Annotated in this window: 11 protein-coding genes; 1 reads left to right on the plus strand and 10 read right to left on the minus strand. The window is 66.9% G+C overall.

Translation table 11 applies throughout. From position 1 onward, the window contains the following. Positions 1 to 132: 132 nt before the first annotated feature. The gene (gene tyrS / locus I6E04_RS03225; RefSeq protein ID WP_235421734.1) at positions 133 to 1,347 is read right to left on the minus strand and encodes a tyrosine--tRNA ligase; all 1,215 of its coding nucleotides are present in this window, start codon (positions 1,345 to 1,347) and stop codon (positions 133 to 135) included. 226 nt (positions 1,348 to 1,573) lie between these two features. Continuing rightward, positions 1,574 to 3,616 carry a U32 family peptidase gene (locus I6E04_RS03230; RefSeq protein ID WP_235421735.1) on the minus strand — a complete coding sequence of 681 codons (2,043 nt, stop codon included), beginning with the start codon at positions 3,614 to 3,616 and terminating at the stop codon, positions 1,574 to 1,576. 217 nt (positions 3,617 to 3,833) lie between these two features. On the opposite strand from I6E04_RS03230, the gene I6E04_RS03235 reads away from it, so the two are divergent. Next, complete coding sequence (locus I6E04_RS03235) at positions 3,834 to 6,107, plus strand: transglycosylase domain-containing protein (RefSeq protein ID WP_235421736.1); 2,274 nt, start codon at positions 3,834 to 3,836, stop codon at positions 6,105 to 6,107. Positions 6,108 to 6,290: 183 nt separating this feature from the next. Here the strand turns inward: I6E04_RS03235 and I6E04_RS03240 are convergent, their stop codons facing one another. From I6E04_RS03240 to rpsD, 8 genes are all read right to left on the minus strand, one after another. Continuing rightward, entirely contained in the window at positions 6,291 to 6,728 is a 438-nt protein-coding gene (locus I6E04_RS03240) for an arginine repressor (protein ID WP_235421737.1), read from the minus strand. A 206-nt stretch (positions 6,729 to 6,934) separates the two neighbouring features. Continuing rightward, the gene (locus tag I6E04_RS03245; protein WP_235421738.1) at positions 6,935 to 7,954 is read right to left on the minus strand and encodes a glycosyltransferase family 2 protein; all 1,020 of its coding nucleotides are present in this window, start codon (positions 7,952 to 7,954) and stop codon (positions 6,935 to 6,937) included. Between the two features lie 239 nt (positions 7,955 to 8,193). Next, positions 8,194 to 9,039: a tRNA pseudouridine(38-40) synthase TruA gene (truA, locus tag I6E04_RS03250; protein ID WP_235421739.1), complete on the minus strand. Its 846-nt coding sequence runs from the start codon at positions 9,037 to 9,039 to the stop codon at positions 8,194 to 8,196. Between the two features lie 24 nt (positions 9,040 to 9,063). Then, positions 9,064 to 9,864 carry an energy-coupling factor transporter transmembrane component T family protein gene (locus I6E04_RS03255; RefSeq protein ID WP_235421740.1) on the minus strand — a complete coding sequence of 267 codons (801 nt, stop codon included), beginning with the start codon at positions 9,862 to 9,864 and terminating at the stop codon, positions 9,064 to 9,066. After that, positions 9,861 to 11,534, minus strand: coding sequence for an ABC transporter ATP-binding protein (locus I6E04_RS03260; protein ID WP_235421741.1), 1,674 nt, complete (start codon positions 11,532 to 11,534; stop codon positions 9,861 to 9,863). The genes I6E04_RS03255 and I6E04_RS03260 overlap by 4 nt, the downstream gene beginning before the upstream one ends. Positions 11,535 to 11,632: 98 nt before the next feature. Beyond that, on the minus strand, positions 11,633 to 12,127 hold the full coding sequence (rplQ, locus tag I6E04_RS03265) for a 50S ribosomal protein L17 (protein WP_235421742.1): 495 nt from the start codon (positions 12,125 to 12,127) through the stop codon (positions 11,633 to 11,635). A gap of 31 nt (positions 12,128 to 12,158) precedes the next feature. Next, the gene (locus I6E04_RS03270) at positions 12,159 to 13,100 is read right to left on the minus strand and encodes a DNA-directed RNA polymerase subunit alpha (protein WP_235421743.1); all 942 of its coding nucleotides are present in this window, start codon (positions 13,098 to 13,100) and stop codon (positions 12,159 to 12,161) included. A gap of 32 nt (positions 13,101 to 13,132) precedes the next feature. Beyond that, positions 13,133 to 13,726: a 30S ribosomal protein S4 gene (rpsD, locus tag I6E04_RS03275; protein ID WP_235421744.1), complete on the minus strand. Its 594-nt coding sequence runs from the start codon at positions 13,724 to 13,726 to the stop codon at positions 13,133 to 13,135. Positions 13,727 to 13,748 lie beyond the last annotated feature (22 nt).

Consider the following 13,748-nt stretch of genomic DNA (forward strand, 5'->3'; position numbering starts at 1 on the left):
GGGCCCGCATAAAACCGAACCCTAAACGGGGGTATGGAAAATCGGAAGGGCAAACGGGCGTCCCAAACGCGGAAGGGCCGCCGGAGCGAATGCCCCGGCGGCCCTTCCGCGTTGCCGTATCTGTCGGATGCGCTACTTGAGGCGCGCGTACTTGCGCTTGCCCACCTGCAGCACCACGCCGGTGTGCAGCACGGCGGGGTCCACGTTATAGCTCTTGGGCGCCACCGGCTGCTGGTCGATCTTCACGCCGCCGCCGTCGATGAGGCGACGCGCCTCGCCGGCCGACGGGGCGAGCCCGGCGTCCTTGAGCACGCCGGCCAGATAGATGAGACCCTGGTCGTTGGGTGTCAGGTCGACCTCGACCTCGGCGATGTCCTCGGGCAGCTGGGACTGCTTGAACACGCGGTCGAACTCGGCCTGCGCCTCGTCGCCCGCACCGGCACCGTGGTAGGTATCGCACAGGTCGCGACCGAGCGCGCGCTTGAGCTCATAGGGATCTGCCGAGCCGTCGGCGAGCGCCGCCTCGATGGCGTCGACCTCGTCGGGCGTCTTGGAGCTCGCCAGACGGTAGTACTTGCCGATCATCTCGTCGGGGATCGACATGGTCTTGCCGAACATATCGGCCGGCTCGTCGGTCAGGCCGATGTAGTTGCCGTAGCTCTTGGACATCTTGCGCACGCCGTCGGTGCCCTCGAGCAGCGGCATGGTGAGCGCGACCTGCGGCTCCATGCCCATCTTCTCCATGAGCTCGCGACCGGCGAGCAGGTTGAAGAGCTGGTCGGTGCCGCCCATCTCGACGTCCGCATCGATCTTGACGGAGTCGAACGCCTGCATCACGGGATAGAGGAACTCGTGCAGGGCGATCGGCGTCTGGGACTGGTAGCGCTTGGTGAAGTCGTCGCGCTCGAGGATGCGCGCGACCGTGAACTTGGAGCACAGCTCGAGCATGCCCTTGAGGTCGAGCGACAAGATCCAGTCACCGTTGTGGACGATGGTCGTCTTCTCGGGATCGAGGATCTTCATGGCCTGGGACACGTACGTGGCCGCGTTGGCCTCCACCTGCTCCTGCGTGAGCTGCGGGCGGGTGGAGTTCTTGCCGGACGGGTCGCCGATCATGGCGGTGCCGTTTCCGATGATGAGCGTCACCTTATGGCCGAGATCCTGGAACTGGCGCATCTTGCGCAGCGGAACGGCGTGGCCCAGGTGCAGATCGGGGCTCGTGGGGTCGACGCCCAGCTTGATGTTGAGCGGCAAGCCGCGCTCGAGCTTCTTTTTGAGGTCGGCTTCGGGCACGATCTGAGCCGCGCCCGAGGTGATGATGCGCATCTGCTCATCGACTGGCAGCATCGGTCATCCTCCTAGAAATAGCTAGCGCCCTCGCCCATATCGACGCGGATGCGGCGCGGGCGGTGCTGATATGCAGTGAACCGGTCTATTGTACCGAAGTTGCATGCGAACGGCGTGCACAATCGGGCGTCGGCGCGCCGTCGCCTTGCATTCCGCACGTTTCGCCGCGGCGGCGGGCACGCGGGCACGCGCTCGACGGCGCGCGTTCCGTCGCGGGCACGCGCGCCTACGCCGTGAGCACGCAGACACCCGCCTCGCGCAGCGCGGGCAGGTCGTCCGCCAGGTCGCGCGGGGCCTCGCCGAAGATGCGCGCGCGCCCGAGGGCGTCCACCCGTACCGGCAGCTTCGCGCCGGACGCCTCGACCAGATAGCGCGTCTCGCGACGACGCGAACAGGCGGCGTGATCGGCGTCGCACGGACCCTCGGCGGTGAGCAGGCAATGCTCGCACACCATGAGCTGCGGCGCACCGTGTACAAGCACGCCGACGCGCCCGGTGGGCACCGCCGCGGCGATCGCGAGCACCTCGGATACCGCGAGCTCGTCGGGTAGCCAGACGCGGCGCGCGCCCAAGCCGAGCAGCCAGCGAACCGTCGCGGCGTTCGTCGCCGAGACCGGCGCCGCCACATCGAAGGGTGCCCCCGCCTCACGGGCGATATCGACCTGTCCCAGATTGCGACAGACGACCGCCCGTGCGCGCGAACACAATGTGCGCACGCGGTCCTCGTCGGCACGTCGACAGGGCTCGTCGAGCACGACGGTGAGCGACCCCACGAGCTCCTCCCATGCCGCGTCCTCGGCCAGCCGCCACGCGAAGACAGCGACCTCCCCCTCGGGGTCGTCGCGAAGCGCGACCCGCGCACGCGCGACGTCGTCGACGAGCATGACCGATCGCGGCGGCATGGCCTGCGCGCGCGGACCCGACGTCCCCGCACTCGTATCCGGAACCGTCGTGCACCGCTGCCCGGACAAGTCCGACGGACACGGCATGTGATCCACAGGCGCGGGCGCAAGCTCCAGCGCCTCCGCGCGCATCCGCTCGACCGCATCGGACGCCTCGGCGAGTACCCGCGCGCTCGCCGTCAGGTGCACCGGGCTGCCCACGCCCACGCGCCGCTTGCAGCGAACGCGGATGGAGGCGCCCGCACACCCGTCGACCTCGCAAGGAACCAGCGGGTAGCGCACCGGCACGTCCGAGGGCGCATCCGGTGGCAGGATGGTCCGGATCTCGAGCGTGTCGCCCGCGCGCACGGGGTGCTCGAGCGCGACCGTCACCTCATGCGCGCCGCGGTCGACGACCGTGCCCACGCGGACACCCTGGTTGATGGCCCGCTCGAAGCTCATGAGCTCGCACCCGGACGTTCCGCGAAGGTACGCGTCGGTGAACCCCCGGTTAAACGACGTACCGAGTTGGAACGCGAGCTCGTCAAGGCGGGCATCGTCCAGCGCATCCCCGCCCGCCGCAAGCGCATCGAGCGCGGCGCGGTACGTGCGCACGACGTTGAACACATAATCGGGGTTCTTCATGCGGCCCTCGATCTTGAGGGCGGACACACCGGCGCGGACCAGGTCGCGAAGATGCCGGATGGACAGGTAGTCGCGCGGGCACAGCAGACGGTCCCCCGCCACGGCGGCACGCGCGCGGCCCTCATCGTCGACCAAATCGTATGCCAGACGGCACGGCTGCGTGCAGTCGCCGCGGTTGGCGGACCTGCCGCGGCGTATCGCCGAGAACGCGCACGCACCGGAATAGCAGATGCAGATCGCCCCGTGGCAGAACGCCTCGATCGGCACGTCGGTCGCACAGAGATCGGCGAGCTCGTCTACAGACAGCTCGCGGGCGCACGTGACGCGGACCGCGCCCAGCTCGCGGGCGGCAAGACGGACCGCCGCGGCCGACATCGCACCCGCCTGCGTGGAGAGGTGCACCTCCATGTCGGGCAACGCGGCGCGGACCGCCCGCGCCAAGCCGGCGTCTGCCACGATGAGCGCATCGGCGCCGGCTGCCTGCGCGCAACGCGCGAGTTCGAGTGCGGCGGGCAGCTCGCCTTCGCGCAGGTAGACGTTCTCGGTCACGTACACGCGCGCACCGCGCCCATGCGCCACCGCGCACGCGCGGCGAAAATCGGCGAGCTCGATGTCGCGAGCCGCCGCACGGGCGTTGAACGCCCCGAGCCCGGTGTACACCGCGTCGGCGCCCGCCGCGAGGGCGGCGAAGAACGCTTCGAGCGAGCCCGCGGGGGCCAGCAGCTCCACGATCCGTTTCGTCATGCCCTCGACGCCCTCCTTTTTCTCGTGTCTCCCGGCATGTCGGCACCGTCCCCTTACGCCGTACCCGCAAGGTGCACACAGGTATGCAGTCAGTCTGGAATTTGCCACGGCACAGGATACCCGAGCGCACGTCGCGATGTGTTGCGGTAATGTGTCTTTATCTATGTTCAATGGGTTTGTCGGCACGTTGGCAAACAAATCAGTTGGAGGTTCGCCCATGGGTCCTCGCGAGCGCAACAAACGCCTTCGCTCCAAGACACATACACTCCCCGCGATCATCGCCTCGTTTTTCGGGTTTTTCCTGATCTTCTGCGTCGCATTCGGCATCGGTATGGTCGCCAACGTCAACCGCTGGCTGTCCGATCTGCCCGACTACACGGACGCCGATAACTACATGGTGTCCGAGCCGACGAGCATCCTGGACTCCACCGGCGACGAGATCGCGACGCTCTACATCCAGAACCGCGACATCGTCGAGTACGATCAGATCTCTCCGTACGTACTCGAGGGCATCGTCGACGTCGAGGACGAGCGCTTCTACGAGCACCCGGGCGTCGACCTCATCGGCATCGGCCGCGCCGTGGTGAGCCAGCTCACCGGCGGTTCCGAGGGTGCCTCCACCATCACCCAGCAGCTCGTGCGCAACACGATCCTGTCCGAGGAGCAGTTCGACACCACGCTCGAGCGCAAGGTGCGCGAGGCATGGATCGCCCTGCAGATGGAAAAGATCTTCTCCAAGGAGGAGATCCTCACCATGTACCTCAACACGATCTACTTCGGCCACGGCGCCTACGGCATCCAGACCGCGTCGCAGACCTACTTCTCCAAGGACGCCTCCGACCTGACGCTCTCCGAGGCGGCGCTGCTCGTGGGCATCCCCAACGCGCCGGACTACCTCGACCCCACCAAGAACCCCGACGCCGCCGTCGAGCGTCGCAACAAGGTCCTCGACAACATGCTGCGCCTGGGCACCATCACCCAGGAGGAGCACGACAAGGCTCAGGCCGCCGAACTCAAGCTCGACGTGACCGAGCAGCCCGTCGACGGCACCTACTCCCAGCCCTACTTCGTCGACTACGTCAAGAACCTGCTGTCCGAGCAGTTCTCCACCGACGCCCTGTACGCCGGCGGCCTGACGATCACCACGACGATCGATCCCGTCATCCAGAAAGCCGCCGAGGAGGCCGCCTTCTCGCGGATGGACTCCCTCGATGACGACGACCTCGAGGTCGGCATGACGGTCATCGACCCCAAGACCGGATACATCAAGGCCATGGTCGGTGGCCGCGACTACTACGGCGACGACAACCACGTCAACTACGCCACCTCGCGCCGCTCCACGGGCTCCACCTTCAAGGCCTACACGCTGGCTGCCGCCATCGAGGACGGCATGGATCCGTTCCACACCTACCTCAACTGCAACTCGCCCCAGGCAATCGGCGGCTACACGGCCCTGCAGAACTACGGCGGCTACTCCTACGGCGTGCGCACGCTCGCCTCGGCGACCGCCATCTCCTCCAACACCGGCTACGTGCAGGTGGCGCTCGCCATCGGCAACGACAAGATCATCGACATGTGCGAACGCCTGGGTATCGACACCGAGGCCGCCGGCATGGATCCGTACGCCTCCTCGCTGACGCTCACCGGCGGCGCCTACGGCTGCTCGACACTCGAGATGGCCGAGGCGTTCTCCGCGTTCGCCAATGGCGGCGAGCACCGCGACGCCGTCGCCATCACGCAGATCACCAACCGTGAGGGCGAGATCCTCTACGAGCATGAGGACGATCCCGAGCAAGCCATGTCGAGCGCCGTCGCCGAGGCGACCACCCAGGTGCTCGAGGGTGTCATGACCGGCGAGGGCACGGGTGCCTCCGGCTATCCGTACGCCATCAACCAGCCCGTCGCCGGCAAGACCGGTACCGCCGGTACCGCGAGCGACACGACCGACCTGTGGGTCTGCGGCTACACCCCGCAGCTCTCCGTGTCGATCTGGGTCGGCCGTCCCGGCACGAACGCCCCCATCCCCTACCTGCACACGCAGCACACCGTCCTGCCCATCTTCCAGGCGTTCATGAACGCCGTGCTGGCGGACACGCCGCGCGAGGAGTTCCCCACGAGCGACGAGCAGATCCAGTACAAGAAGCAAAGCGACTGGGATTTCGCGGGCGGCAACTACAACAGCGCCTCTCGCGGCGACAAGGACGACGACGAGCAGTCCGATGACGAGCGCGACGGCGATTCCGACGATACGCGCGAGGATCGTCCCGACGACAACACCGATAGCAACACGGGCGGTAATACCGGTGGGAACACGGGTGGCAACACCGGTGGCAACACCGGCGGCGGCACCGTGCCGGAGCCCGAGCCGGAGCCCGAACCGGAGCCTGAACCTGAGCCTGAGCCTGAACCGGAGCCTGAACCTGAGCCCGAACCGGAGCCGGAGCCCGAGCCCACACCGGATCCCGGAACCGGTACCGAAACCCCGGCGTAACCCTTACGCATGACGGACCCGAGCGCGCAAAACGCCCTCGGGTCCGTTTCGTTTTCGACCGCGTGATAGAACGTCGGGCGCGATTTTGCCCCGCCACCGCATCGGCATGCGAAAAGGGCGCGGACCCCATGCGAGATCCGCGCCCTTCGTCGTATCGCTTCGCGGGAGAAGCAGCCGGCTTCCCTACTTGCGCACGCTGCGCAGCTTGGTGATCATGCGCTCGAAGCGCTCACCCTGCTCGTCGCTCTTCGCGATCACGAGGATGGTGTCGTTGCCGGCAAGCGACCCCAGCACGTCGGAGAGCTCGGCGGCATCGATCGCCGCCGCGATGCCCGATGCCGTACCGGGCTGGGCCTTGACCAGCACGAGGTTGTTGGCGCGCGACACGTCGATGACGAGCTCGGAGACCATGCGCTGCAGATGCAGATCCTCGGCGAGCACGTAAACGCCCTCGGGCAGCTTACGCAGGCCCATGTCGGCGATATCGCGTGAGACCGTCGCCTGCGTGCAGTCGAACCCGCTCGCCTTGAGCTCCTCGACCAGCATGCGCTGCGTGCGTACATCCTTGTTGCGAACGATCTCGCGAATCGCCTCCTGACGTCCGTTGCGCTTTTTCGCCATAGGCGACCAACCCCCTGTCGTATTCGAATAAGTCCGCCCTACTTTAGCGTTCTGGAGTGCGCGCGTCCAACGAGACGTCACGATTTAACAAATATGACTCAATACACCGTAAAACAGGCGATTTACTCTTGGCTGTTGCATAGATTGCGCGATTTGCCCGAAATACCGAATACCGCGACAGCGCGTTCGCGATGCGAGATGCCCGCCTAGAGCAACTGCCCGAGCGGCAGATGCGAGATGCGTGCCAGCTCGCGCAGGCGGGCGCCGAAACAACACCCCTGCGCGTTGCCCTGCGCCATGGGCTTGTACATGATGCCGAACTCGCGCGAATCGGATGCGACCGCTGCGAGCGAATCGCGCGTATCCGCGGCGTCGAGCATGTGCTGCACGCGGGCCAGGCGCTCTTGGGACGAAGACGAACTCGTCCCGACGCTCGCGTTATCGATGCACTCGATCAGGCGGCGGACATGGCGCCGATGGATGGGGGCGGCGACTTCGGGGTCGGTATCCATCCCCCACTGCGCGACGAGCGACATCATCTGCGCGTGCTCGTACGAGCACCGCTCGGCAAGATCGGGATCGAAAGGCTCGCGGCCGTCCGTCTCGAAGACGACGGCGTGATAGAGAGGGCCGTCGACGGTCCCCATGCGCACCGCATCGCGCAGGCACGCAAGGACGAACGCGAAGCCCTGGTCCACGGTCGACGGCACCTCGGGGCGCTGGCGGGCGAGCTCGCGCTCGACCACGACGCCCGCCGCGGTGTCGAACAGCCCGCGCTCGTAGAGGGTCCCGACCGCATGGCGGATGTCATCGTCGCTTGTCCACACATGGCGATCGAGATCGAGCAGACGCGCGCGACAGGACTCGCGGCGACGGTCCCACACGTCTTCCGAGCGGGACGCGAAGACCATCTGCAGCTCGTCCGCCTCGGCCGAATCCACAAGCGCGGACAGCGCGTCCGGGGCGAGCCAGTCGGCCTGGCGCATGAACATGACATAGGAGCCGCGCGCCTCATGCAGACCGCGACGGAATCCCGCCAGCACATCATCGGTATCGAGGGTCACGGATTCCACGCGGATATCGCGGTCGCGATAGCTTTCGAGCATCGAGGGGGTCCGGTCCCGCGACGCGCAATCGACCACGACGAGCTCGACGCCGGAGCACGATTGGTTTAGCACGCTGTCGGCCGCGCGCGCAAACGTAGACGCGCCATCATGAATTGCCATGATGACGCTCACGCGCGGTCGCTTTGGTGCTCGATGGGCCACGTCAGCCTCCTGGGGACACGGTCTATACGGCCATAGTAGCACCAGCGGACCGCACGTCCGCGCACGCGGCATCGCGCAGGCGACGGCATCAAATGAATCACATCACGCCGCCACAGCTTCATCATCTTCGGCTGCCACGCAGCAGGCGCGCCCATGCGAAAAACCGAGCCGGCACCTTCCCGGCAGTGCCCGCCCGCTTACGGGCAAACGGTGAGCGCACCGTTGTCGTAGGCGACGTCCATGAAGCACAGGCCGCGCGCGGGTGCGGTCGGACCGGCGGCGGCGCGGTCGCAGGCCGCGAGCACCTCGTCGACCCAGACGGGATCACGACGATGGCACCCGACCTCCACGAGCGTCCCCACGATCGTGCGGACCATGGAGTGCAGGAAGGCGTTACCGCGGATCGTGAACGCAAGGCATTCCTCGCCGAGCGCCTGCTCGCGGGCGAACGTCGCCTCCATCACGCAGCGATGCGTCGGCTTGCCGACCGCCGAGGCGGTCTTGCAGAAGCTCTTGAAATCCCGCTCGCCCAGTAGGCGATCCGCGGCGTCCTGCATGGCGTCGACGTCGAGCGGCAGACGATGCCACCACGTCACCGACCGGGTGAGCAGCGGCGGGGCGTCGCCGGTGACGATGCGGTACGTGTAGGTCCGCGAGCGGGCATCGAAGCGCGCCGAGAACCCGGGGGCGGCGTGATAGACCCCGCTCACCGCGATGTCGTGCGGCAGCAGCGCCGCGAGCGCCCGCATCCAGCGGCTCCGCGTCACCTCGAGCTCGGATTCGTGGACGGGCAGGCTGACGTACTGGCCGACCGCATGGACGCCGGCGTCGGTCCTGCCGGCGCAGGTGAGCTCGATCTCGCGACGCAGGAACGTCTCGAGCGCACGGCGGATCTCGCCGGCGACGGTCGTCTGCCCGGGCTGCTCGGCAAAGCCCGAGTAGACAGCGCCGTCATAGCCCAGTCGGAACACGAGCGTGCCGTCGAGCTCCTCGGGCGTACCGTGGTCGACGGATGCGATCGGGCGCGTCTCCTCCTGCGTCATGGGACCTTCCCTTCCGTATCGTATCTACACGAGCCACGCCGCGAGCGGGATGGCCGCGGCGACCAGCACGCCGACGACCAGAACGACCCGGTCACGGCACGTAAGCGGCGGTAGCGTGATGAGCGCGCCGTCGCCACCAGCATAGCATCGGGCCTCCATCGATTCGCCCAGACGCTCGGCGCGGCGGAACAGGCTCACCACGAGCGGCGTGAGGACGGATGCCCACGACGAGACGCGCGCGACGATCCCGCCGCGCTCGAAGTCCACCCCGCGGGAGCGCTGCGCGAGCTGGATGCGCGAGAACTCCTCCGAGACGATGGGGATGAACCGCAGCGCAAGCGACAGCATGAGGCCGATATCGGCGACGGGCACCTTGAAGCGGGCGAGCGGCGACAGCAGGCTCACGCAGGCATCGGCGAGCTGCGGAGGCGTGGTCGAGGCGGACACGCTCAGCGCCAGCCCGAGCAGCACCACGATGCGCGCCACCGCCACCACGCCGCGAAGGCCGCCCGCCGTATCGATCCCGACCGGTCCGACAAGGGCGATATCGCCATGGCCGTCGAGCGCGAGCGCGTTGGCGGCGAGCGTGAACGCGAGGATGAACGCGACGGGCAGCAGCGAGCGCGCATGCGATGCGACATCGAGCCGCGCCGTGCGGCACACCAGCACGAGCACGACGATCCAGGCGAGAAACGCCCAGGAGATGCCGGTCGCGAACACCGCGATCGCGGCGGCGAGCAGCAGCGCGATCTTCACGCGCGCATCGATACGGGCAAGCGGGGTGTCGCGGGCGACGAAGGCGCCGAGCGGATTGGCGAGCCTCACGGGCGATCACCGTCCAAGGCTTCCCGCAGGGCGCGCGCGAGCTCGAACGAAAGCGGCGCATCCAGCCCGGCGGCAGCGAACGCACCGGCATCTTCGTGAAGCGAGCCGGCCGAGCCGATCCAGACGATACGACCATCGCGCACGAAGACGACACGATCGACCACGTCCAGCCATTCCTCGAGGTCGTGGCTGATGATGGCGACCGCACGCCCGGCGTCGGCGAGATTGCGGGCGAGCGCATGCATATGGTCGCGACCGGCTGCGTCGAGGCCCGCCGTCGGCTCATCCAGGATATAGGCGACGGCTTCGAGGGACAGCACCGAGCCGACCGCGACCCGACGCGCCTGCCCGCCGGACAACTCGAACGGATAGCGGCCCATGAGCGCGTCGTCGAGCCCGACGAAACCCGCCGCACGCCGCACGCGGGCGGCGACCTCATCCTCATCGCAGCCGAGATTGCGCGGCGCGAAGGCGAGCTCGTCGGCGACCGACTCGCAGAACAGCTGGTCCTCGGGACGCTGGAAGGCCATCCCCACGTCCCCCGGACGCGGCGCGGCGCCACAGACCGCCACCGTGCCGGCATCGGACGCGATCAGGCCGGCGGCGATGCACGCGAGCGTCGACTTGCCCGATCCCGACGTACCGGCGATCAGTGCGACCTCACCGGCGCGCAGGTCCAGGGAGACATCGCGCAGCACCTGCTCGCGGCCGTCATAGGAATACGAGACGCCGTCGATCGCGATGACGGGATTCGCGTTCTCGGGACACGCGTCGCGACGTACGCTGTCCGCCACGCGACCCTCGCAGCATGTGAGCGCATGCGCGAGATCCGCCCGATCGATGCATGAAGCCCTGTAACCCTCGAGAAGCCACGAGACGGCCGCCTGCGGTGTCGGCGTACCCGACGGGTGGAATCCCCGCCCACAGGCGTATCTGAGCGCCTCTACCGCAGGATGGGACACGATGGTCCCATCCCACAGATCGGCATGGTCGAGCAGCAGGTCGAGCGGAGCACCCTCGAACGCCACACGGCCCGCATCGAGCACGACGACGCGCCGCGACGAGAGGATCTCGAGCGGATCGTGGGTGATCTGCACGATGCCGATATCCGAGGCGGCGAGCTCGGCCACGAGCGCGCGGTAGCGCGGGCGCGCCGACGCGTCGAGCATCGAGGACGCCTCGTCGAGTACGATGTAGGACGGCTCCATGGCGAGCACGCCGGCCAAGGCGAGCCGCTGCTGCTCGCCGCCGGACAGCGCCGTCGTGTCGCGACGCTCCAAGCCGTCGAGGCCCACGCGCGCAAGCGCCCGGTCGACGCGTGCGCGGACGGCATCGTGATCGAGCCCGAGATTGCGCGGGCCGAACGCCACCTCATCGAAGACGACGGTCGACACGAGCTGGTCGAAGGGATGCTGGCGCACGAGCCCCACGCGGCGGCGCATCTCGCGGCGGTCGGCTGCCGAGCGCGCCGGGTCGGCCCCATCGACCGTAACCGAACCGGTGTCGGGCAGGCGCATGGCGCACAGGAGGGCACCGAGCGTCGACTTGCCCGAGCCGTTGGCGCCCACGAGCGAGACGATCTCGCCGGCGTCGACGCGAAGCGAAACGCCGTCGAGCGCCGCGGCGTCCCCGCCGCGGTAGAGCACCGAAACCTTGGATGCCTCGAGCATGAACGCCTCCCCTCCTATGTGCCCGATTATGCCTTCAATGAAAAAAGGGCACGTCATGCGACGTGCCCTTGAACAGTGCGAACCTGAGCAGCGCAGCGCTACTCGGCAGCGGTCTCCTCGGTGGCCTCGGCCTCGGCGGTCTCCTCGGCGGGAGCCTCCTCGACAGCCTCGACCTTCTTAGGGGCCTTCTTGGGCTCGGTGGCCTTGGCCGGCGCGGCCTTCTTGACGACCGGCTCGGAAACGATCTCGATGATGACCATCTCGGCGTTGTCGCCCTTACGGTGACCGAGCTTCATGATGCGGGTGTAACCGCCGTTGCGGTCGGCCCACATGCCCTGAGCGGCCTTCTCGAAGATCTCCTTGACGAGATCCTTATCGCCGAGCTTGGCGATGGCCAGACGACGGGAGTGCAGGTCGCCCTTCTTGGCCCAGGTGATGATGGGCTCGGCGAAACCGCGGAGCGCCTTGGCGCGGGTCTCGGTCGTCTTGATGCGATCGTTGGCGAAGAGCGCCTGGGCGAGGCTCTTCTTCATGGCCTTGGTGTGGCTCGCGTCGGTACCGAGCTTCAGGCCCTTCTTCCTGTTGTGACGCATAGGTGTGGTCTCCTCTATTACAGATAGGGCATTAAGCCTTGAGGCTCAGGCCCATGGACTCGAGCTTGTCCTTGACTTCCTCAATGGACTTCACGCCGAAGTTGCGGATATTCAGCAGGTCGTTCTCGGAGAACTCGACGAGCTGACGCACGGAGTGGATGCTGGCGCGCTTCAGGCAGTTGTAGGAACGGACGGACAGGTCCAGATCCTCGATCTGCTTGTCGAGCTCAGCATTGTCGCTGGTGGTCTCGGGGGCGAAGATCGAGACCTCCTCCTCCGCCTCGGGGGCGTCGGCGAGGTTCATGAACGCAGCCATATGCTGGTTGATGATGTTCGCAGCCTGCACCACGGCCTCACGCGGGGTGATGGCACCGTTGGTCTCGATTTCCAAGACCAGGCGGTCGTAGTCGGTGTGCTGGCCGACGCGGCACGCCTCGACGAGCTTGGCGCAGCGGCGGACCGGCGAGTACAGCGAGTCGACGTGGATCACACCGATCGGGTCGTTGTCGCGCTTGTTGCCCTCGTAGGACACGTAGCCGCGACCGTGACCGATGCGCATGCTCATGGTGAGGTGGCCACCCTCGTTAAGCGTGGCGATGTGCTGCTCGGGGTTGACGAGCTCGAACTCCGCAGGGATGAAGAAGTCAGCACCGGTGACCTCGCACGGACCGTCGACCGAGATGGTCGCGGTGCCCTCGACGTTGGTGCCGAGCGAATGGAACACCAGACCCTTGACGTTCAGGACGATGTCGGTGACATCCTCGACCATGTTCGGGATGGTCATGAACTCGTGCTGGGCACCATCGATCTGGATGGCCTCGACCGCAGCGCCCTCGAGCGAGGAGAGCAGGACGCGGCGAAGCGAGTTACCGAGCGTATCGCCGTAGCCGCGCTCAAGCGGCTCGACCGACACGCGGGCGGACGTCTCGTTGATCTCTTCGACCTGAACCTGGGGCCTAATGAATTCTGACATGTAATACCTCCAGCCTCAGCAGCCCAAACGGACTACTTAGAGTAGAGCTCGACGATGAGCTGCTCGTTGATGTCGCCGCTGATCTGCTCACGGCTCGGGTTGGCGAGCACGTTGCCGGACAGCTTCTCGATATCAACTTCGAGCCAGCCGGGAACCTCGAAACGCTCGGACTGGATGAGAGCCTCCTTGATGGGGAGAAGATCGCGGTACTTCTCGCCCACGGCGACGACGTCGCCGGGCTTGACGAGGTAGGAGGGGATGTCGACGCGACGGCCGTTCACGGTGAAGTGACCGTGGCGGACGGACTGGCGAGCCTCCTTGCGGGTGCGGGCGAAGCCCAGGCGGAACACGACGTTGTCGAGACGGGTCTCGAGCAGCATCATGAGGTTCTCGCCGGTGATGCCGGGCATCTTGCGGGCGCGGACGAAGTAGCTGTGGAACTGCTTCTCGAGCACGCCGTAGATGAACTTGACCTTCTGCTTCTCGCGCAGCTGCATGCCGTACTCGGATTCCTTACGGCGACGCTTGGGCTGACGCTTGGATTCCTTGCCGCTGTAGCCGAGCTCAGCGGGATCGATCCCGAGCTGACGGCAGCGCTTGAGAACCGGAGTCCTATCGATTGCCATAGTTTATCGATCCTTTCGATGA

It is taken from the genome of Collinsella tanakaei, from assembly GCF_021531055.1.
GTDB classification, from domain to species: Bacteria; Actinomycetota; Coriobacteriia; order Coriobacteriales; family Coriobacteriaceae; genus Collinsella; species Collinsella tanakaei_B.